This window comes from Paenisporosarcina sp. HGH0030 (genome assembly GCF_000411295.1).
GTDB lineage: Bacteria > Bacillota > Bacilli > Bacillales_A > Planococcaceae > Paenisporosarcina.
On sequence record NZ_KE150421.1, the window covers coordinates 1,479,520 to 1,501,666 of the forward strand.

The window sequence follows — 22,147 nt, forward strand, 5'->3', positions numbered from 1 at the left end:
GTAGTCTAAGGTTTTTCGAGAATTGCGAATTATTAATTCGTTTAGCGAAATTTTGATTTTTTCCGTCAATTCTTCTACAATATGAGAAGGATTGAGGTGTTTTTATGAAAAAGTTGATTAATTGGTTTATTGCTTCTCAGTTACTTATCATTGCATTGATGTTACTCATTATTAAAGAAGTGACACTTACCTCTTATATAAACATGTCGTTTTTTGTCGGAGGAACGATCACTTTTATTGGGTTATTGGTCTATGTTGTGTCAAATGGATTTTTCGATATTTTTACTATGAGCTTCAGAAAAGTTTTCTCATCGAAAAGAAGTTTAGTGGATACGGAGTCAATGCGTGCCCCTTCGGAGTTGCTGGATTTCCAGACAAAACCTTTTTTCCAGTTAGGTGGGTCCATTTTACTCGCAATGTTGATTGCACTGATGATTTATTATTTAGCATAATTTGTACTTGATTTTGGAGTTTCTTCTATATTATAATGACAATCAAAATACATGATAAATGCAAAGACGAAGAATAGTACTTTTGAATGGGTTGTCCAGAGAATCTGTATTTGGTGAAAACAGATCTTCCCATCATTAGGAATGGACTTCTGAGCATGGTTTACGAACCGGATTTCGGTGTAGTTCATCACGTACCTTCACGTTACGAAGTTAAAGAGGCCAAGATTTTTTGGCAATCTGGGTGGTACCACGGATTCACACATCATTCGTCCCTTTTTGAGGGAGAGTGATGTGTTTTTTTTATTTTTAAGGAGGAAACCACATGAAGAAAATTTTTTCAGGCGTACAGCCAACAGGAACGGTCACACTCGGTAATTACATCGGTGCTTTCCGTCAATTCACTACCTTGCAAGACGAGTATGAATGTATTTTTTGTATCGTGGATCAGCACGCAATTACGGTTGCACAAGATCGACTAGAACTTCGTAAAAATATCCGATCGCTTGCAGCGCTCTATTTGGCAGTCGGTATCGATCCAAAGAAAGCCATTCTATTCATCCAGTCGGAAGTTCCTGCACATGCTCAGGCGGGATGGATGATGCAATGTATCTCTTATATCGGTGAACTTGAGCGCATGACTCAGTTTAAAGATAAGTCTTCGGGGAAAGACGGCGTATCTGCCTCTCTTCTTACTTATCCACCACTTATGGCAGCAGATATCCTGCTTTATCAGACCGATATCGTGCCTGTAGGTGATGATCAAAAGCAACATGTGGAATTAACACGTGATCTGGCTGAGCGTTTCAACAAAAGATATAATGACGTTTTGACGATTCCAGATATTCGCTTACCTAAAAATGGAGCACGTATCAAGGCTCTACAGGATCCTTTGAAAAAGATGAGTAAATCTGATCCAAATAAAAAATCGACGATTTCTCTATTGGATACACCAAAAGAAATTGAGAAAAAGGTCAAAAGCGCAGTAACTGATTCAGAAGGCATTGTTGCTTTTGATGTAGAGAAAAAACCGGGCGTTTCCAATCTGTTGACGATTGAAGCTGCGTTGACCGGTGAAACAATCGAAGCATTGGTTGAAAAATATGCTGGTGTTGGATACGGTGATTTCAAAGCTTCTGTTGCGAAAGCTATTATTGATCACATTACACCTATTCAGGAACGCTACGAAGCGCTGTTAAATTCGGATGAGTTAGATGGTATCTTGGATGATGGTGCGCAAAGAGCACAGGCTGCAGCTTCTAAAACACTCAAAAAAATGGAGAACGCGATGGGCTTGGGTAGAAAACGATAAACGTCATAAGAACAAACGAACAAGCAAATATGAAGAAATCGGGTGTCTGGAATATAAATGTCCAGACACTTTTCCATGTGTATCCCAGTGAAAGATAATTTAAATACAATAAAATCTGCATAAGGCTTATGACAATGCAAATGTAGCTGATTAAGAACATTAACCATTTGATCAATATTAGCACCCTTTTTCACTACTATATGAAGTGTTTGTACATGTCAGTCTGAAAGCTTGCTTCTTTTTACAAGAAGGCCTCAAATCAACACTTCTCCAACTTTACTCTTACTTGTTCCAATTGCCGTTAATAATAAAAAAAAAAAACGACTCATCATTTTCAAGATGAGTCGTTTTAGACTGTAAACAAAGAAAAAAATGAGTCAATATAACTGTATACTATTGAAAAAGAGCTCATGTAAGAATATGCTGATTTCCATTGTGGCGGACGCGTTTCGCGGGCACGGCTTCAGTCTCCTCGTCACTACGTTCCTGCGGGTCTTCAGCTCGTGCTGTTCCCGCTGATGTCGCCGCCTCCACTCCAATCAAAAGAAATTGCTTCTGTAAGCGTGTCTCTGCAAAATATTTAAGTTGGAAGGTGGTTGGCTACTTCTGAAGACTCCTGCGGAAAAACGAAACAAGCTAGACCCCACAGGCTCAGCTGTCATAGACAGCTGAGCCGAGGAGGCTAGCGTTTCGTCCGCGGAAAGCGAAAGAAATAGCCGACCACAATTTTTTTCGATAGAGTGCAAAAAATAAGAACTCATTTTTTATTCTTTTATATTAATTATTATTCTTTTGTCAACAAGCAAAAACGACTCATCATTTTCAAGATGAGTCGTTTTAATTTTCATTATTTTACTGGTGCGTTAGCAGATACTGCAACTTCATCCCAGAAAGTCATTCCAGCAGCGATATCATAGTTAAGAACTCGCTTGTTAGTAGATGTTATGCTGTAACGGAACAATGTAGGAATTACAGGAAGCTCTTCGTTCATAAGTGCTTGCCATTCTTTGTAGACGCCTTGACGGTATTCAACATCGAATGCATCTTCAGATATACCCTTTGCAAGTAACTCGTCATTTTTTTCGTTTGTCCAACGAGTGTAGTTGAACAATGCTTTACGACCGTATAATCCTTCTGGATCCACGTCTGATCCTGTACCCCATGCTGCAGCAAAGATATCAATTTTTGGATCATTTGCTTCTACGCGCTCGTAGAATGAGTTGAACTCGTGTAATTTGCCTTCTAACAATTCAACTTTAATACCTACATCAGCCCAGTTTTGAATGTAGTGTTGAGCTAATGGCTCAGCTACATCAGAACCTGACATTGATGCAAAGTTTAATTTAAATTCTTTACCTTCAGGATCTTCAACAAAACCATCATTATTTGTATCTTTGTAGCCAGCTTCAGCTAACAATTCTTTTGCTTTCTCTGGGTTGTACTCGATAGCTTTTGCATCGAAATCATGGTAACTAGGGAAAGATGGTGGAATTAAAGTAGTAGCCGGGAAACGTAAACCATGGTACATTTTTTCGCCAACTGGCTTGTTGTTAAGAGCTACAGCCATTGCTTGACGTAATTGTTTGTTTTCTAATTTCGGGTTGCCCATAATGTTTTCGCCTTTTTTAGCATCCCATTTACCAAGGTTGAAACCAATGTAAGAATAAGCTAAGTCAATTTGACCAAGTAATTCAGTATTTTGAAGTTCTTTTGCTGATAAATATTGGTCAGCAGGTAAGCTTGCAATATCAAGGTCGCCATTTTGCATTGCTTTAACAGCAACACTTGGGCTTACAACTTTAAGTACGATAGATTTAAGCGCAGGAACGCCTCTCCAGTAATCTTCGTTGCGTTCGAATTCAACAGATTCACCTGGAATGATTTTCTTAACTTTGAAAGGTCCGTAACCAATTGGAGTTGTACGAATCTTGTCAGATTCAAGTATTTCTGCAATTGTCATGTCACCCAAGTAGTGACGTGGTACTGGGTAAGCCCAGAATCCAGTTGTTAAAGAAGGACTAGCTTGCGTGAAAGTGATTTTAATTGTTTTTTCGTCTTTTACTTCGATACCAGAAATCGTTTTAGCTTTACCAGTATGGTATTCTTCCATACCAACTACCATAGGAACTAAACCTGAGTAACGAGCTTCAGTATAGTCTGGATGACCAAGTAATTCATAAGCATATAATAAGTCGTCTGCTTTAACTGGCTCACCATCATGCCAGTTTACATTGTCTTTGATTTTTACAGTAATAGATTTTTTGTCTTCTGATATTTCAAATGTAGCAGGACCGTCATTTGTAATTTCGTAGTCACCATTAATTGCAAGTAAGCTTTCATCAAAGAATTGAAGAACTTCAGAATCAGGGTTACCTGAATAGAATACATAGTTCAAAGTACCTTCAAATGGTGTATCTGAAATCAAACCATAGTTTAATGAACCATCTTTAACTGCTTCACCTTCAGCAGAAACTTTTGTCGGGAAAGCTAAATCAATTTTGTTTTCATCTTCCCCTGCTTCTTCATTATCTTTCTCTGGATCTTTCTCGCTACCTTTGTCTTTACCAGTACAAGCTGCTAAAAAGGCGCTTAGTACAAGCATCAAACAAAGTAACAACAGTGAACTTTTCTTCATTTTTCTTCCTCCCTTTTTATGTCAATCTTTGTCTTGCATCAGCCGCACGTTTCAACGCTTGACCGATGAAATTTATACACAGCATGATTACTAATATCAGTAATGATGCAGGTAACCAAACCCACCATCTATTTTCGATGACTTCTGGATTACTGGCGTACGCTACTAATGTTCCTAGTGAAGGAACACTTTCAGGTAAACCGAATCCGAGATAAGTTAATCCAGTTTCAATTCCAATATTACCCGCTAACGTTAACGTCATGTTTACGATAATAATAGAGCTCAAATTTGGTAACACTTCAAACATCATAATTTTCCAGTTTGGTGTTCCAAGAGTTTTTGAAGCATTTACGTAATCCAGTTCGCGTTCAGCAAGTGTCTTGGATCTGATTAATCGCGCTTTACCTGTCCATAAGAATAGAGACAGGATCGCGATGAACGTATAGACGTTGAACACAGGTACAACTGTTATCAATACGATAATAATCATCAAGAAAGGTAGGATGATGATGAAATCGATGAAACGCATAATAATATTATCTACAGCACCCCCGAAGTAACCGGCAATCAATCCTACCGTTAATCCGATTATTGCCGAAATTAACGTGATGACCACTCCGATGGTAATGGAATTCTTTGCTCCAATGATTAACGTGCCAAAAACATCACGTCCGCCATAATCTGTACCAAGCCAATTGGCAGCAGAAGGTTCAGCATAAATGTTAAAAACATCAATTCTTCTGATTTCCTCTAAGTCAAGAAAATACGATCCTATATACACCGTCAACAAAATACCGCTCAATAAGATAAGTGAAAAAAGCGCCATCTTATCATGTTTAATTTCACGCCACATCGTTTTGGCTAATGAAGTGTGCGTACTTTTAGATTTCATTGCACCCGTTACGGGCGTTTCATTTCCCATATTTACTGTCATTTTTCTCTCTCCAATCTAGTATCCTCAATCGATGCGAATTCTTGGGTCCACCCAGCTTAGAATAATATCGGATAGCATGGTGCCGACAATTGCAGCAATACCTGATATTAATACTAGGATTGTTACGACACTAAAATCTCGTGAACTGATTGATGATAAAAAGAGTTGGCCCAATCCTGGGTAACTGAAGATTGATTCTAAGAATATGGAGCCGCCTATTAATCCAGTAATTTCATAGCCTAGAAAAGCAGCAATCGGTAATAATGAGTTGCGTAATATGTGCTGCGTATAAACTTTACGTTCTGGTACACCTTTTGCACGTGCAGTTTTGACGAAGTCTTTAATTTTTGTATCAATGATTTCATTTCTTAAGTACTGGATTGTACCGAATGTAGCGAGTAATGCACCAGCCATTGTTGGTAACACTAAATGCTCTGCCTTACTTAAGACATATTCGAAAGTTCCTTTATCAGCCCTAATGTCGACCGAACCACCTATTGGGAACCACTGGAGTACAAAGCCAAAGATAAACAATAAGATTAAGGCAAATACGAATAATGGTGTGGCAAACGACAAATAGTTATACCAGACGATAATTTTGTCCGCCCACGAATCTGTCCACCTACCGGCTATAATTCCGAGTGGAATGGCAATTAAGTAACTAACAATTAAAATACTTGCAGATAACAAGAGAGTATTACCCACTCGGTCACCGATCAAGTTTGTTACCTTTTGTTGGTAGACTGCTGATTTACCAAAATCACCTTGGACGGCATTACCAATCCATCGGGTATATTGAACATGCCATGGATCATTAAGGCCAGCTTTTTCACGCAGTTCCACAATTCGTTCCGGATCAACATCCCCTGCACCGAGTTTTCCAGTCAATGCGTCCCCAGGCATTGCTTTTGCTAAAAGAAAGATTAAAACACTGAGTATGAATATTTGAGGAATCATAATCAATGTCCGGCGAAAAATAAACTTTAACATTGTTATGTCCTCCTATTGCATCGCAACTGAGTGCGTGTCTGTAATTTTCTTTAAACCGTAAGAACGACCATCTTGATCGAAAAATTGATCTCTAGTTTGTCTGTACTCTGCCGCAATTTGTTGGCGGATCAACGTCTTTTCTTTGCGATGTCCTGTTTCCATTTCTGGAATAGCCGCAATCAAACGTTTTGTATAGATATGTTGTGGATTGTTGTAAATTTCTTCGCTTGTCCCTTCTTCAACAAATTGACCGCGATACATAATTCCCATTCGATCGCACATATGACGAATAATGCCAAGATCGTGACTGATGAATAAGTACGTAAGGTTAAATTCTTTTTGGATGTCCTGCATGAAGTTCAAAACCTGAGCTTGTACCGAAACATCCAATGCCGACACCGGTTCATCTGCAATAATTAATTTCGGATTTAACATTAAAGCTCTGGCAATCCCTATACGTTGACGCTGTCCACCTGAAAACTCATGCGGATATTTATAAATAGCTTCTGGGTTCAACCCCACTCGTTCAATGACAAACTGTACGCGTTTGCGCTCTTCATCTGGTGATAACCGTTCGAAGTTACGAATCGGTTCTGCAACAATATCAAGTACACGCTTCCTTGAATTCAGTGATGAATAAGGATCCTGGAAAATCATTTGAATGTCTTTCGTATATTTGCGGCGATCACTTTTTGACAGCTTAGTCAAATCTGTTCCATCAAATAAAATTTCACCCGAAGTGGCTTTATTCAATCCAATGATTGTTCGTCCGGTAGTCGTTTTCCCACAACCAGATTCACCTACAAGACCGTATGTTTCACCTGCTTGAAGCTCAAAACTGACACCGTCGACTGCACGAACATGATCTTTTACGGTTTTAAAAACCCCACCGCGAATTGGATAATGTATTTTTAAATCGTTCACTTTAAGTAAGGACATAGTGTTTTTCTCCTGTTTTCCCTTCTGGGAAGTAGAAATTACGATAGCATGAGCAACGCACCCAGTGATTCGGTTCTACTTCTTCCAAAACGGGATTCTCTTGATGTTCTTCCTCACCAATCCATTCGATTCGAGGAGCAAAACGACAACCAGTTCTCTTCAGATTTTGAATCGATGGGACAACCCCATCAATTACGTGCAAACGACCTTTGTTTGAAAAATTACTTGGGATTGAATTCAATAAAGAGCGTGTGTATGGATGAAGCGGATTCGACAGGATTGTATCCACAGCTGCCACTTCAACAATTTGACCCGCATACATAACTGCTACTCGGTCTGCCATTTCGGCTACGACTCCCAAGTCATGTGTAATTAGGATAATGCCGGCCTTTGTATCTTCCTGTAGTGTTTTCATCAAATCCATAATTTGTGCCTGAATTGTTACATCTAATGCGGTTGTTGGTTCATCCGCTATCAATAGCTTCGGCTCGCAAGCAAGTGCAATCGCTATGACAACACGTTGTCTCATTCCACCTGATAATTCATGAGGATATTGTGTATAAACGCGTTCTACGTTTGGAATGCCCACTTTCCCAAGTAACTCATGCGCCTTTTTTTTACGCTGACTCCCTGGAAGTTTCGTATGATACTTCATGGACTCTTCAATTTGTTTCCCGATGCGCACTAATGGATTCAGAGCTGTCAAAGGATCTTGAAAAATCATACCAATATCATTCCCGCGGATTTTGTTCAAATTCGCATCGTTTAAACGCAATAAGTTTTGATTATTATAATTAACTTCACCATCTAATTTTGTTCGCTTTTTTGTGTGAAGCCCCATAATGGAAAGAGCTAATGCGCTTTTCCCACATCCCGACTCACCAACAATCGCTAGTACTTCGTTTTCATTTACAGTCAACGTGACATCATCAACCGCTGCATAATACTGCTCTTTAATCTTAAAAGATGTTGAAAGATTGCGAATATTTAACACAGGATTACTCAAATTAACGCCTCCCACATGTTGGTTTATCTTAGCTGAATAGTATGTATTAGTTCGTTTTATCAGAAAAGTCGAACACTTTTTAAAAATATACAATATCTTTCCAAATGTTACAACAATTATTTTTATATTAAATTTACTCATACTGTGTTTAAAGTATGAATGACACGTAAATTAAATAATCATTATTATTAAATTTAGTTATTTTAATATAGTTATAATTTTAGTTGAATTGATATCTATAGCCTTTTTATTGAGAATTTTAATATATTGCAGTAAATAATATTTAATTCGTTCATTTGATATGCATATAAAGTTTTTCTACTAAGTAACCATTGAAATTGTTTTCGTCTCCCTAATATTTCGACATCGTCCGACATTATCTAATGGATAAAACTAACAAAAAAAGTCTCAATAGCACTTACATGCTACTGAGACTTTAACTGTTTAATTACGAACTTTTTTGAATAAAAGTGACGCGTTATGTCCACCAAAACCAAGTGAATTACTCATTGCATACTCGATTTCTTTTTCACGTGAGGCGTTTGCCACATAATCAAGATCACAAATCGGATCAGGATTTTCCAAGTTCATCGTTGGAGGCAAAATACTATCATGTATTGCAAGCGAAGTAAATATCGCTTCAATTCCGCCAGCTGCTCCAAGCAAATGTCCTGTCATTGATTTTGTTGAACTCATAGCAAGTTTGTAAGCATGTTCACCAAATACTGATTTAACTGCCATTGTTTCAAATTGGTCGTTGTAAGGTGTACTCGTACCATGTGCATTGATATAGTCGACATCAGAAGGAGAGATTCCAGCATCCGTAAGTGCTTGTTGCATTGCACGGGCAGCGCCTTCACCCTCAGGAGCTGGTGCTGTGATATGATGTGCATCACCAGTTGAACCGTAGCCGATAATTTCTGCATAAATTTTCGCACCACGTGCAATGGCGTGTTCATACTCTTCCAAAATAACAATACCCGAGCCTTCTCCAATTACAAATCCATCACGGTTTGCATCAAATGGACGTGAAGCGGTCTTAGAATCTTGGTTAAGAGTAAGAGCAGTATTCGAACAGAAACCTGCAACTGACATATTTGTTATCGGTGCTTCTGCTCCACCAGAAATCATTACATCAGCCTCTCCACGTTGAATCACTTTAAATGCATCACCGATTGAGTTAGTGCCTGATGCACAAGCTGTCACGGTACAAGAATTCATTGCTTTTGCACCGAAATGAATCGATACTTGACCCGCTGCCATGTCCGGAATCATCATCGGGACGAAAAACGGACTTACTCGACGATAGCCTCTGTCTAGAAATGTACGGAACTGTGCTTCATATGTTTCCATTCCACCAATTCCAGACCCAATCCATACGCCTGTGCGAAGACCCAGTTCAGGTGTTAATTCCAAATTTGCATCTTTCATCGCCATAATGGATGCTGCCAGTGCAAAATGTGTAAAGCGGTCCATTTTTCTTGCTTCTTTACGCTCGATATATGTTTCGATATCAAAGTCTTTAACCTCTGCTGCAACTTTTGCAGGAAAATCGTCCGGGTTGACGCGAGTCATTGGTCCAATGCCCGATCTGCCTTCTTTAATCCCCGCCCAAGTTGTTTCAATATCATTTCCAAGCGGTGAAACCGCTCCTACTCCCGTTATTACAACACGACGTTTTGTCATGATTTTTTCTCCCTTCATGTGAAAATTGATTTTTATATTAACTGTTTAACATTGCATTACTTGACTGGGTGACAATCGTAACCCAACTGACACTCCATCAAAATAACTCTATCTTCCCCATTTTAAGCAAATGGCCCCCCATGTTAAACCGCCGCCAAATCCAACAAGAACCACTACATCATCGTCTTTCACTCTACCCGCTAAAATATCTTCTTTTAATGAGATTGGTATAGATGCAGCAGATGTATTACCGTATTGATTAATTGTTTTGGACATTTTCTCTACAGGTAATTCTAATCGCTGTCTTGAAGCTTCCATAATTCGAATATTCGCTTGATGAGGCACCAAGAAATCGACTTCATCTTTTGTCAGTCCAGCTTTGACAATGACATTTTCAGCTGATTCCCCCATTTGACGGACAGCAAATTTATATACTTCCCGACCATTCATTTCAAGGAAGGGACCGTTTTGGAATAAGTGTTTTCCTCCGGAGCCGTCTGCACCAAGTTCAAATGATAGAATACCTCTGCCTTCCGAAACCTGACCAATGATGGCCGCTCCGGCACCGTCTCCAAATAAGACAGCGGTATTGCGGTCTTCAAAGTTCGTAATTTTTGATAGTTTTTCAACGCCCACAACTAGAACATACGGATAGACACCCGTCTCAACAAATTGTTTGGCTGTAATCACTCCGTACATAAAACCTGCACATGCCGCCGAAATGTCCATTGCCGCTGCATTCTTTGCACCGAGTTTCTCCTGAATCATCGTCGCAACAGTTGGAAAAGGCATATCAGGCGTAACCGTAGCAACCAAAATCAAGCCAATTTGATGAGCTTCGATCCCTGACTCTTCTATCGCTTGTTTAGCTGCTTCGAAAGCCATATCTGAAGTATTAACATCATCGTCCGCATATCTTCTCTCTTCTATACCAGTACGAGTACGAATCCATTCATCGGTAGTATCCATTTGTTTTTCCAAATCAAAGTTTGTAACAACACGTTCTGGCACATATCTTCCTAAGCCGATAATCCCCACACTCATATGACACCCTCATTTCAATTATTATCTTCTATTAGTACCTGGTAATAATAATAACGAATTAAGCATGAAATTTCAACTCATCGTCACGAATTTGCCAAACTTAGAGAAGGTTCTATAAAAGATTCTTTGTCACATTCGGCTCATATGCTATGATGGTAGAAGTAAATAGTCTGTCCAGAGGTGAAACAACATGAAATTTGTCATTACATTAATTTGGTCATTTCTACTTGTTACAATGCTGAACTATGTAGTAAGTTCAGTGGCAGCAGTGCCATTCGACTTTAACTTGGGTGCTATCATCTCACTTGGGTTTGCAGCACTTATCTTCTTGATTTCTGCAATTATTCCTAATGAGCCAGCAACACACGAGCACCACTAATTCAACAAAACAAAAACGGTATCTCCGAAGCTTCCACTTCAGAGATACCGTTTTTTATTAATTGATTATAACTTCTCCATTTTCAAGGGATACTTCAACATTGCTTCCGGGAGTTAAGTTCCCACCAAGGAGAACTTTTGCTACAGCTGTTTCAACGTGTCGCTGAATAAAGCGACGCAATGGGCGTGCCCCAAACGCTGCATCCGTTCCCTCACTAACCACCCAATCAATCAATGGCTGGGTGAAAGTAATTGTGATTTCCTGCTCTTTCAACCGATTTGCTAATTGCGCCAAATACTTCTCCGTAATTGACGTGAAGTGAGAACCTTTTAATGAATGGAACAAAACAATTTCATCCATTCGGTTCAATAATTCTGGTTTAAAATGTGTTCGAAGTGCAGTCATCACCAAAGATTCCGCTTGGTCGCTATCCTCCAACAAATATTGTGATCCAATATTTGAAGTCAGAATCACTACAGTATTTGCGAAGTTGACGACCCGCCCCTGACTGTCCGTAATCCTTCCATCATCCAAAAGCTGGAGTAAGATATTAGCGACATCAGGATGTGCTTTTTCTATTTCATCGAGCAAAACGACCGAATATGGATTACGTCTTACCATTTCTGTCAGTTGCCCACCTTCTTCATAGCCGATATATCCTGGAGGAGCTCCTACAAGACGTGATACGCTGTGTTTCTCCATATATTCGGACATATCAATGCGGATGAAATGATCTTCGGAATCAAATAAATTGGCAGCTAATGCCTTGGCAAGCTCTGTTTTTCCTACACCGGTTGGCCCCAGGAATAAAAATGAACCAATTGGTTTTGTAGGATCTTTAATACCCGCACGTGCACGCCAAACGGCTTCCGTTACAAATTGGACAGCCTGATCCTGCCCCACTACACGTTCCTGTAATGTTTCCTTCAATCTAAGAAGCTTATCTCTTTCTCCTTCAACTAATTTCATCACGGGTATTCCTGTCCAACGAGAAACGATAGAAGCAATTTCCTCCGAAGTCACTTCTTCGCGCAATAAACGATTTTCAGAAGTTGATTCAAGCGCAGACTCAAGTTCAGCGATTTCTTTTTCGAGCGTTGGTATTTTGCCATGACGAAGCTCGGCTGCTTTATTTAAGTCATAGCTATTTTCCGCCAGTTCCAGATCTCGTCGGTAACCATCCATTAACTCACGTTTCTTTTGAATGTACTGAAGGGATTCTTTCTCTTTGGACCATTGATTACGCATAGACTCGGTGGACGTTTTCAATTCATCGAGTTCCTGTCGTAGTTTAGATAAACGTTGTTGACTTGCCTGATCTTTTTCCTTCATCAATGCTTGTTCTTCTATTTCCAATTGCATCATTCTTCTTGTCACTTCATCCAGTTCCTGAGGCATGGAATCAATTTCTGTTCGGATCATCGCACATGCTTCATCCACTAAATCAATTGCTTTATCCGGCAAAAATCGTTCCGTTAAATAACGGTCAGACAATTGTGCTGCTGCAACAATCGCCCGGTCATGTATCCGTACAGCATGATGCAATTCAAAACGTTCTTTTAATCCACGTAAAATCGACACGGTATCTTCAACAGAAGGTTCCCGTACCAAAACTTGTTGGAAACGTCGCTCCAGTGCAGGGTCCTTTTCGATATACATACGGTACTCATCAAGCGTTGTTGCTCCGATACAATGCAATTCTCCACGTGCCAACATAGGTTTAAGCATATTGCCCGCATCCATCGCACCTTCTGTTTTTCCAGCACCGACAATGGTGTGAATCTCATCAATGAAAAGAATAATGCGTCCTTCACTATCTTTAACTTCTTTTAACACCGCTTTTAATCGTTCTTCAAACTCACCGCGGTATTTAGCACCTGCAATCAATGAACCCATATCCAGTTCATAAATATCACGTTCCTTCAATCCTTCAGGAACATCCTTCCGTACGATTCGCTGTGCCAATCCCTCAACTATCGCTGTTTTACCAACACCCGGTTCCCCTATCAGCACCGGATTGTTTTTAGTTTTTCTGGAAAGAATACGAATGACGTGTCTGATTTCCTGATCTCGCCCAATAACGGGATCCATTTTTCCATTACGAGCCTGTTCTACTAAATTGCGACCATACAGTTCTAGTGGTCTTTTCTGTTCTTGTTGCTGTTGCATATTCACGCCACTCCTTGTTTGACCTTTTTTGACTAATTGATTTTATTATAGGATGCTAGGAGGAATATTGTAAAGAAATGTGCATGGGATTTTTGTGGTGCATAATGTTTGTTTGGTGAATTTCGTTGTTTAGTTGGGGAAGCATTCATTTGAAAATAAAATGCTATGAGTGGTTTATCGTACATTTGCGCTGACCCGCATAAGCCAAAAAGTATAAAAACTACATACTAGAGGGTCTGATACTTCACGCTCTTGCTGCTTGCTAGGCGCAAATGTACTCTCTTGTTTTCAATTCAATATTCACAGCTTTCTATATTAATGGCATAAAAAATCCACTCACTTAACTGTGAGTGGATGAATGGAATATTTTATCTGACACCGAGTGCCATTTTTGCGTAGCGGGACATATTGTCTTTTGACCAGCCTGGAGTCCACACAATATTGACATCGACTTCTTTAACTTCCGGTAATTCGTATAATGCAGTTTTTACTTGATCAACAATCATTGGGCCCATCGGGCAACCAAGTGAAGTTAATGTCATAGTCACAACTGCAAATCCATCTTCTGATAAATCCACATCATAAACAAGTCCAAGGTTTACAATATCAATACCAAGTTCTGGGTCAATAACATTTTCGAGTGCACCCATCATGCTGTCGCGCATATCTTGATCCATGTTCATACCCCTCTCTAACTAACGTATATATTCATCATAACAAATGCAGCTTACTGAGACAAATAGTGTGCAATGAAGCTGGTTGATTCCAGCATCCCTTTTCTTGAAACGGCATGACCCGCCGATTTATCCGTCATAAATTGGAAACGTTCAGGATCATGCACATATGATTTTTTCAACGCATTAAAAAAGTTAAAGGTAGGTTCATAAGGAACCACATTATCTTGAACCCCATGCCAGAAAAATACTGGCCGGCCATTCAATGCACTCGGGTTTAAAGTAAGATCGAATTTTCTTAACGTATCAAACATCTGCATACGCTCCACGTCAGTAATCGGTAATTTAAAGCCACGTGCTTCATACTGAGCCATTTGTGCCTTCGCCAAATGGACATATCCAGGAGAACCCATCATCACGGCAGCCGTGTCTATCCACGGATAAACATTCAGGCACCCTAATGTTTCAATGCCTCCCATTGATGTCCCAGCTAGTCCTAATTTTGTATGGTCCATTATTAAGTTTCGTTCAATTAATAGTTCCCTTAATATAGCTACTTCTTCAATAGAAGTTAAAATTATTTCCCAGAAACGCAGTGACAATTGAATTTCATCAAGATTTTCTTGTCTCTCTCCATGCAAATGGGCATCAGGCAGTAACACTCGAAAGCCTTTCTCGGCCAATTGGTAGGCATAATGTAAGTTGTGTTCTTTAGCACTTGTGAAGCCATGAAGAAAAATCACGACTGGTACCTGTTGTTCCCTTAGGGATTCTTTGTATACATGCAATAGTGGAATATGTCCCCACCGCTCATTTTCAACGTTCACTTTTCCACTTCCTTTGTATCTAATACTTGTTATCGTAGCAAAACAAATCAAAAACTTCAAAAATGAAGTTGGATTTTTTTGACTAATGGATGTCCATGACGATACACTTTACTCTAATAGGAAAGGAGTCATTTAACATGCAACCTCATTTAATCGTTTTGGATCTTGATGGAACATTATTAACAGATGAAAAAGTCATTTCTGAAAAGACTTTACATACGTTATTTAAAGCAAAAGAAAAAGGTCATGAAATAATGATCGCGACTGGACGACCTTATCGTGCCAGTGAAGTTTACTACCACCAGTTAAAAATGCAAACACCCATTGTCAATTTTAATGGTGCCTTTGTCCATCATCCCACTGACCATACATGGAATCCGATTCATGAACCCATTAATTTGAAAGTCGTAAACGAAGTGATTGATGCCATTCATGATTATAAATTTCATAACATTATTGCCGAAGTTATGGATGATGTTTACTTGCACTATCATGATGAGAAACTGCTCGACATTTTTAGCTTCGGAAAACCACAAGTAACAACAGGTGATATACGAAATTATTTAAAGACCGACCCTACCAGTTTGCTTATTCATGCAGAAGAACATGAAGTTCCTGCCATCCGTCAACACTTACATGATGTACATGCAGAAGTGATTGATCACAGAAGATGGGGCGCGCCATGGCATGTAATTGAAATTGTACGCAGCGGCCTAAATAAAGCTGTAGGTATTTCGCATGTATCGAAACACTTGAATATTCCAAAGGAACGCATTATTGCATTTGGTGACGAAGACAATGATTTAGAGATGATTGAATATGCTGGAACCGGCGTTGCTATGGGCAATGCCATTGCGAAACTCAAAAACATTGCAAATGAAGTAACAACTTCAAATAATGACGATGGGATTGCGGATTTCTTACAAGAACGTTTAAAATTATAGAAATAGTTGATTCAGGAGGATACAAATGAGAATATTTGCAGACAGTGCTTGCGATTTACCGAAATCTTTTTATGAAACAAATCCGGTCACGTTGATTCCATTACGTGTACATATTGATGATGCCGAATACTTGGATGTCATGACAATCGATTCGACACAAGTTTACGCGGAAATTCGTCAAGGTAAACAACCAAAAACTTCACAAGCTTCACCAGAACAATTTTTGTCGTTTTTTGAAGAACTTGCGAAGTCCGGAGAAGAAGGCTTGTATATTGCCTTTTCTTCAGAACTTTCAGGAACACATAATACCGCAGTTATGATTCGGGAACAGGTAAAGGAAGACTATCCTGATCTTAAATTAACAATCGTTGATTCGCGATGTGCTTCACTTGGTTATGGCTTGCTTATAAAGGAAGCCGTCCGATTGATGAAATCTGGAGAACCTATGGAACGTATTGTCGAAATAATCCGTTTTAAAGCACTACATATGGAACATTTGTTTACAGTTGAAGATTTAGATTATATGGCTCGAGGCGGACGCGTGTCCAAGACCAGTGCTATTATTGGAGGATTATTAAACATCAAACCTCTTCTTCACGTGGAAAACGGCAAGCTTGTACCGATTGAAAAATTAAGAGGACGCAAAAAAGTAATGAAACGGATCATTGAACTCATGGAAGAACGCGGTGAGCGTTTACATGAACAAACTATTGCAATCAGTCATGCTGACGATGAAGCATTTGCAATGGAAATGAAGGCAATGGTTGAAGAAACATTCCATCCAAAACATGTAGAAATTCATATTATCGGATCTGCGATAGGTGCACATACTGGTCCTGGTGCATTAGCTTTGTTCTTTTCAAATCAGATACAGCCATAAGAAACGGAGCGAGTGAACATGAAGAAAATCGTCATCGTTGGAGCTGTTGCAGGAGGAGCGACTGTCGCTTCCCAAATTCGTTTTTATGACAAAAACGCAGAGATTGTTGTGTTCGATCAGGATGATACGATGTCGTATGGTGCGTGCGGAATGCCGTATGTCATCGGAGGGAAAATTTCAGAGCACAATCGTTTGATTGCGGCAACTCCTGAAGAGTTTAAAAACGAGCGGAAAATCAATGTTTTTCTGAAACATCGTGTGACAAAAATTGATCGCCAGCTTAAGACGGTAGAAGTCTTGAATCTCGAGTCCCAGCAATCCTTTAAAGAAACTTACGATTTTCTTATCCTCTCTCCAGGTGGTACACCGATTGTGCCTGAAACAACCGGTCTGGAAAGCGCGATCATGTTCACGTTGCGTAACTTCAGTGATATGAAAAAAATCAATGGATATATATCCACTGAGAAACCTAAAAGCTGTGTAATTGTGGGTGCTGGATTTATCGGTGTGGAAATGGCAGAAAATCTTGTTGACATTGGTTTGAACGTATCAATTGTCGAAAAATCCCCTCAAGTGATGAACATCATGGACGTTGACTGCTCTGCCCTTGTGGAAAAAGAGCTAAGTGATCATGGTGTGCGCATATATAAGGAAGATTTTATTACCAATGTAAAGGGTTCTAATCTGGTTCTCGATTCTGGCGAAACGATCCAAGCCGATTTCATTCTTATGAGCATCGGTGTATCGCCCAATACGAAATTGGCTGAAGACGCTGGTTTAACGATTGGCGAAACGCGAGGGATTGTCACAAACGAATATTTGCAGACGAATGATGCTTATATATATGCAATCGGAGATGCTGCAGAAAATAAAGATTTCATCACTGGCGACGCCAAACGTGTTCCGCTAGCATGGCCAGCTCACCGTCAGGCATTTATTGTCGCGAAACATATAACCGGGGAAAAGATCCCTTTCAAAGGATTACTTGGTACAACGATTTGCAAAGTCTTTTCACTTGATGTGGCATTAACTGGATTAAACGAACGAGCACTGAAAGATAGCCCGATGAAGTTTGAAACGATTATTCAAAAATCTAAATCCAATGCTGGCTATTATCCGGACCATGCAAACATATTCTTGAAAGTTCATTATGATTCTGTAACCCGTAAAGTATTGGGTGCACAAGCAGTTGGTGGTAAAGGAATCGATAAACGAATTGATGTACTCTCCACTGCCATTTTTGCCGGTCTCACAATGGACGATTTACAAGCTTTGGAACTGGCCTATGCCCCTCCCTATTCATCACCAAAAGATCCCGTGAATATGGTCGGTTATCGTGCTAATTAGAAAAGCGAAAAGCGTCACTTTAGCTCGACGCCGGCGCTGGAAAGGTTCCCTTTGCGTCAAGTAACCGTATGAGGTTCTGAAGCTTAGGTGCGAGCTAGGTGCTTAGAGCTAGACATTGCGAACATTCAAAGAATTAATATTTCAGTAGAATCCATTCTTAATGAAATTGAAAAAATCGCTTGGGACTGTAAGTTGTCTCAAGCGATTTTTGTTTTTCGAGGAATATTGCTATGTGGGGGTAATTCTTTTGAAAAATTATCACATAGTTGACTGAGTCAACTATATATATTATACTCTTTTTAATTTAAAATTTCTGAATATTAAGGAGGGGTTTTTATGGAAACAATTCATTATGTAGAAAAAATCCGAAAATTCAACAGGTTTTATGCAAATGTTTTAGGCAAAATCGATCAAGAAATATATAATCAAACTTTTCCATTAACAGAGGCGCGGATTATAACTGAAATCAATTATAGAAATGGTTGTACTGCGACTGAAGTCAGAGAAAAACTTGGAATAGACCGAGGTTATATGAGCCGAATTGTACAGCGATTTGAGGACGAAAATATTATCATTAAAAAACAGTCAACCGAGGATAAACGTCAATATTCCCTCTTTCTAACACAATATGGCAAAGAAATTTTCAATGACTTGGTTGAAAATGCAAATAACGGAGTAGATAAAATGATTCAAAATTTATCAAAGAAACATCTGTCAGAGCTAATCCAATATATGGAATCAATCGAATCGATTTATTCAAATGAAAATGATTCCTCACTGGTTGTCTCCATTCATCCATTTCAACCCGGAGATATTGGATATGTCGCCCACCTACATGGAAGGTTATATGCAAAGACATATAAATTCGGACGAATCTTTGAATATTACGTCATGAAAGGTTTAACTGAATTTATGATCGATACGGATGGTGGAGAGTTATGGGTTGCTGAAGTGAATGGTGATATCGTTGGTTCGATTGCAATTACTAAGTCGAGTGAAAACGTAGCACAGCTTAGATGGTTTGTTTTAGATGAAAACTTTCAAGGAATGGGCTTAGGAAAAAAACTAATGGAGCATGCTCTTAATTTCTGCCAGGCACAAAATTATCAGCATGTGTTCTTATGGACGGTAAGCACGCTCGAGACCGCTCGATATCTTTACAAAAAGTATAATTTTAGGCTGACCGAAGAAAAACCAAATGAAGAATGGACTGGAGAGCAATTAATAGAAGAACGATGGGATCTTGACTTTTCCGATGTAAACCAATCAAAATAAAAACGAAAAATCAATCTTGTTGGATTCATTACCGATGGGAAAAGCTTATCCTCTTTGGAAGTATTATAAGATGATGGGGATGTTATGCTTTCTGTTTATACATAAGTATGTTCTTTTAGAACCATTGAACATAAGTAAAAGAATAGAAAAAACTTTCACTTGGTAAAGCGAGGACTCACTAAAAATTAAGCCGGTTATTCCAATTAATAGGAAAACCGGCTTGATCATTGGGTACACGATTTTGCTGCTGGTGGTATACAGTCCCATGCAATAGAATTACAACTATCCTATATTTTTCTTTTCATCTAATTTTCGTTGCTTACCTTTGCGCCAAACAAGATAAATGAAGAACATGAATAGAATGTAGACTAAAACAAGAGCTGCTAAATACCCTTTATTGATTCCTTTATCATCAGTTACTTGATAAAATTCGGCAATTTCTCTGTCCACTACCAGACGATAGTTTCCATCATCTCTTTGTCGTAAAATATCCCCTTCAATTAAACCACGAAGTTGTTTATTATCGCCAACCACTTCTCGTGGGATATCAAAGCTTTGAGTACCACCTGTATTGTTGATGGCGACAATCCAAGTTTCCTCATCATTCGAACGTTCATACACCATCAAGCCGGCTTCGTTATATAACATTTCCATTGAACCTGTCCGAAATGCTGCTGAATCATTTCGAAGCGATTGTACATCTCCAATATATTCAATCAATTCTTCATCAGTCTTAAAGTCCATAATCGGGTGAGAAGCTGGAGGCTTCTCTCCGTTTACTGCAATCTCAGAACCGTAAGTCATCATTGGTATACCGGGCATTGACAATAAAGTAGCCATTGCCATTTTCCAACGTGTAGGCGGAAACATATTTTCTTCGGCCGCATTGGCGGTGAATCGTTTTGAATTGATCGTATCAATTTGATGGATGACTGGATTTTCAGTCGATATTTCTTCCAATGCCTTTGAATCTAAATCTACATTTTTGAAAATGTTTCGATACATATCTTCTTGTCCACTTACTAATGTGGCATCGAATTTAGCTTCACTAGATTCGGAACTGAGCACAGATAAATGTTCATTGTCTTTTTTAAGGCTCTCGATCAATGAATTTAAAAACGCAGAATCGATTCCTTCAATTTCAGTCAATCGCACGGCATCTACTTTATATTTTTTTACAAAATCAAGCGCTGCCTGTTCAATCGCTTTTTGTGCATCTTCATTTGTTAAATCCCATGAGATCGTTCCATCTTCATTGGATTGTACCCAGGAAGCCTTGTCCTTATCTTTTGCCCAAACGTGCTTCGCACTTACATTTTGAAGCGGGAAATCAATCATGACGCTCATGTTGTTTTTATGCGCTTTTTTGATCAAAGCTGTAAGCTCTTCGGATGTCCCAAAATGACGTTCTAGTTGCCCGTAATCCATGACACGTTTCCCGTCATATGTCTCTGTTGAAAAGACGGGTCCTAAAGACACCATCGTAAAGCCCATCTTTTGGATGTGATCCAATTTTTCCGCCACACCTTCGAAATCGCCACCTGCAAATGCACTGGGCTCCCTCGCATCAACTTCAAAATCATTTTCAATTGTTTTATTGAAATAGCGGTCGACTAGTAAGTCGTATATACTTTCGTTTTGAATGGATTGTTTTGATGCCGCCTGTGTAGTTAACGGGGCAATCAAACCCATAAGTAATGTTGCTGCAATTGTTGCACGAATCCATTTATCTATTTTCAATTGAGGTCCTCCTCTAACGAATCTTCCTACGTTATTTTATCAAACGGAACATTGCCACGCCATGATTAGCAAAGATTTAAGTAGTATTTACGTCAAAACTGTGAAAAATAACATGGATACCTCAAGGAACCTTGTAAGAGTCCGATTCCACCTAAACCTCCAGATTTCCCAACTAACCCTCCACTGACCTTCAAATCACGCAATAAAAAAACCACTTCACTCCAAATAAATGAAGTAAAGTGGTTTCTTCCTTTGTTTATGCTAAAAAGCTGCTGCCTAATGGTAATGAGAACCCTAGGAACATTGTGATAAACAAGAACACGAACAATAATACCCAAAACATCATTGTTGGTTTTTGTTTTTTCATACGAACCAAAATCATTTCCATCATGCCGATGACTAAAATTCCACCAAGGAACTTAAATCCATAAAGCATGCCCATATCGGAATCCATGCCAACCATGAACAATGCCACACCTGTCAAAATGATGAATACGTAAACTAAACGTAACACCATATGTGTGATTTTTTGTCCTTTGCCTGTCTTAAGTAAAACAGAGACAAAGAACAAGATAATACCTAGTACCCAAGCTGTAATGTGTAAGTGCGTGTTAGCTAAAAAATCCAAAATCGTCACCTCATCTAATTAATCGTTCAATTCTATCGTATCATATCTCGCTGACTAATAAACTTTTTAACCTACTAGTTTCAATTTATAAAAAAAGTGTGAATCTCTGCTCCCTTTCCGCGGACGAACTGACAAGCCACCTCTGGCCAACAGGATGTTGGTCACGAAGGTGTTGCCACAAAATTGCATTTCGTTCGTTTATTCTCACTGAAGAGTTTTGGCAATCCATTTTTCAGCAGGAGTCACGAAGATTCTCTTATTCAATAACATGATGTTACAAAGCCTAAAT

The 22,147-nt window shown here is 39.2% G+C and carries 19 protein-coding genes and 1 other annotated feature; of the genes, 7 read left to right on the top strand and 12 right to left on the bottom strand.

All coding sequences use genetic code 11. The features are described 5' to 3' along the window. Nucleotides 1-104: 104 nt before the first annotated feature. Together HMPREF1210_RS07385 and trpS are read left to right on the top strand one after the other, a co-directional pair. Nucleotides 105-452, top strand: a complete 348-nt coding sequence (locus HMPREF1210_RS07385) for a DUF3899 domain-containing protein (RefSeq protein WP_016428019.1) — start codon at nt 105-107, stop codon at nt 450-452. A 54-nt stretch (nt 453-506) separates the two neighbouring features. Next, nucleotides 507-729 (top strand) — a binding site (T-box leader). A 45-nt stretch (nt 730-774) separates the two neighbouring features. Continuing rightward, nucleotides 775-1,761, top strand: a complete 987-nt coding sequence (gene trpS / locus HMPREF1210_RS07390) for a tryptophan--tRNA ligase (protein ID WP_016428020.1) — start codon at nt 775-777, stop codon at nt 1,759-1,761. Between the two features lie 847 nt (nt 1,762-2,608). On the opposite strand, the gene opp4A is transcribed toward trpS, so the two are convergent. The 7 genes from opp4A to HMPREF1210_RS07425 all read right to left on the bottom strand — a co-directional run bounded on the left by opp4A (nt 2,609) and on the right by HMPREF1210_RS07425 (nt 10,995). Beyond that, on the bottom strand, nt 2,609-4,396 hold the full coding sequence (gene opp4A / locus HMPREF1210_RS07395; protein WP_016428021.1) for an oligopeptide ABC transporter substrate-binding protein: 1,788 nt from the start codon (nt 4,394-4,396) through the stop codon (nt 2,609-2,611). A gap of 16 nt (nt 4,397-4,412) precedes the next feature. After that, on the bottom strand, nt 4,413-5,288 hold the full coding sequence (locus HMPREF1210_RS07400) for an ABC transporter permease (RefSeq protein ID WP_051123219.1): 876 nt from the start codon (nt 5,286-5,288) through the stop codon (nt 4,413-4,415). 66 nt (nt 5,289-5,354) lie between these two features. Beyond that, a complete protein-coding gene (gene opp4B / locus HMPREF1210_RS07405; RefSeq protein WP_016428023.1) occupies nt 5,355-6,320 on the bottom strand; it encodes an oligopeptide ABC transporter permease in 966 nt (321 codons plus the stop codon). A 12-nt stretch (nt 6,321-6,332) separates the two neighbouring features. Next, on the bottom strand, nt 6,333-7,259 hold the full coding sequence (locus tag HMPREF1210_RS07410; protein WP_016428024.1) for an ABC transporter ATP-binding protein: 927 nt from the start codon (nt 7,257-7,259) through the stop codon (nt 6,333-6,335). After that, nucleotides 7,246-8,265 carry an ABC transporter ATP-binding protein gene (locus HMPREF1210_RS07415; RefSeq protein ID WP_016428025.1) on the bottom strand — a complete coding sequence of 340 codons (1,020 nt, stop codon included), beginning with the start codon at nt 8,263-8,265 and terminating at the stop codon, nt 7,246-7,248. Before HMPREF1210_RS07415 ends, HMPREF1210_RS07410 begins: the two co-directional genes overlap by 14 nt. 444 nt (nt 8,266-8,709) lie before the next feature. After that, nucleotides 8,710-9,951, bottom strand: a complete 1,242-nt coding sequence (gene fabF / locus HMPREF1210_RS07420) for a beta-ketoacyl-ACP synthase II (protein WP_016428026.1) — start codon at nt 9,949-9,951, stop codon at nt 8,710-8,712. A gap of 108 nt (nt 9,952-10,059) precedes the next feature. Beyond that, the gene (locus HMPREF1210_RS07425; RefSeq protein WP_016428027.1) at nt 10,060-10,995 is read right to left on the bottom strand and encodes a beta-ketoacyl-ACP synthase III; all 936 of its coding nucleotides are present in this window, start codon (nt 10,993-10,995) and stop codon (nt 10,060-10,062) included. 190 nt (nt 10,996-11,185) lie between these two features. Here HMPREF1210_RS07425 and HMPREF1210_RS07430 point away from each other — a divergent pair, with 190 nt between their 5' ends. After that, nucleotides 11,186-11,374 carry a YjzD family protein gene (locus HMPREF1210_RS07430; RefSeq protein ID WP_016428028.1) on the top strand — a complete coding sequence of 63 codons (189 nt, stop codon included), beginning with the start codon at nt 11,186-11,188 and terminating at the stop codon, nt 11,372-11,374. 57 nt (nt 11,375-11,431) lie between these two features. On the opposite strand, the gene HMPREF1210_RS07435 is transcribed toward HMPREF1210_RS07430, so the two are convergent. The 3 genes from HMPREF1210_RS07435 to HMPREF1210_RS07445 form a co-directional block, all read right to left on the bottom strand. Then, entirely contained in the window at nt 11,432-13,543 is a 2,112-nt protein-coding gene (locus HMPREF1210_RS07435; protein WP_016428029.1) for an ATP-dependent Clp protease ATP-binding subunit, read from the bottom strand. A gap of 368 nt (nt 13,544-13,911) precedes the next feature. Next, complete coding sequence (locus HMPREF1210_RS07440; protein ID WP_016428030.1) at nt 13,912-14,220, bottom strand: metal-sulfur cluster assembly factor; 309 nt, start codon at nt 14,218-14,220, stop codon at nt 13,912-13,914. A gap of 50 nt (nt 14,221-14,270) precedes the next feature. Beyond that, nucleotides 14,271-15,044 carry a prolyl oligopeptidase family serine peptidase gene (locus HMPREF1210_RS07445; protein WP_016428031.1) on the bottom strand — a complete coding sequence of 258 codons (774 nt, stop codon included), beginning with the start codon at nt 15,042-15,044 and terminating at the stop codon, nt 14,271-14,273. A gap of 137 nt (nt 15,045-15,181) precedes the next feature. Here HMPREF1210_RS07445 and HMPREF1210_RS07450 point away from each other — a divergent pair, with 137 nt between their 5' ends. The 4 genes from HMPREF1210_RS07450 to HMPREF1210_RS07465 all read left to right on the top strand — a co-directional run bounded on the left by HMPREF1210_RS07450 (nt 15,182) and on the right by HMPREF1210_RS07465 (nt 19,490). Then, the gene (locus tag HMPREF1210_RS07450; RefSeq protein ID WP_016428032.1) at nt 15,182-15,988 is read left to right on the top strand and encodes a Cof-type HAD-IIB family hydrolase; all 807 of its coding nucleotides are present in this window, start codon (nt 15,182-15,184) and stop codon (nt 15,986-15,988) included. 25 nt (nt 15,989-16,013) lie between these two features. Further along, on the top strand, nt 16,014-16,868 hold the full coding sequence (locus HMPREF1210_RS07455) for a DegV family protein (protein ID WP_016428033.1): 855 nt from the start codon (nt 16,014-16,016) through the stop codon (nt 16,866-16,868). An 18-nt stretch (nt 16,869-16,886) separates the two neighbouring features. Beyond that, nucleotides 16,887-18,215 (top strand): CoA-disulfide reductase, encoded by a 1,329-nt coding sequence (locus HMPREF1210_RS07460; RefSeq protein ID WP_016428034.1) that lies wholly within the window; start codon nt 16,887-16,889, stop codon nt 18,213-18,215. Nucleotides 18,216-18,551: 336 nt separating this feature from the next. Then, a complete protein-coding gene (locus HMPREF1210_RS07465) occupies nt 18,552-19,490 on the top strand; it encodes a helix-turn-helix domain-containing GNAT family N-acetyltransferase (protein WP_016428035.1) in 939 nt (312 codons plus the stop codon). 282 nt (nt 19,491-19,772) lie between these two features. On the opposite strand, the gene HMPREF1210_RS07470 is transcribed toward HMPREF1210_RS07465, so the two are convergent. Further along, nucleotides 19,773-21,230, bottom strand: coding sequence for an alpha-amylase family glycosyl hydrolase (locus HMPREF1210_RS07470; protein ID WP_016428036.1), 1,458 nt, complete (start codon nt 21,228-21,230; stop codon nt 19,773-19,775). A gap of 256 nt (nt 21,231-21,486) precedes the next feature. Then, complete coding sequence (locus tag HMPREF1210_RS07475) at nt 21,487-21,858, bottom strand: YisL family protein (RefSeq protein ID WP_016428037.1); 372 nt, start codon at nt 21,856-21,858, stop codon at nt 21,487-21,489. Nucleotides 21,859-22,147: the final 289 nt, after the last annotated feature.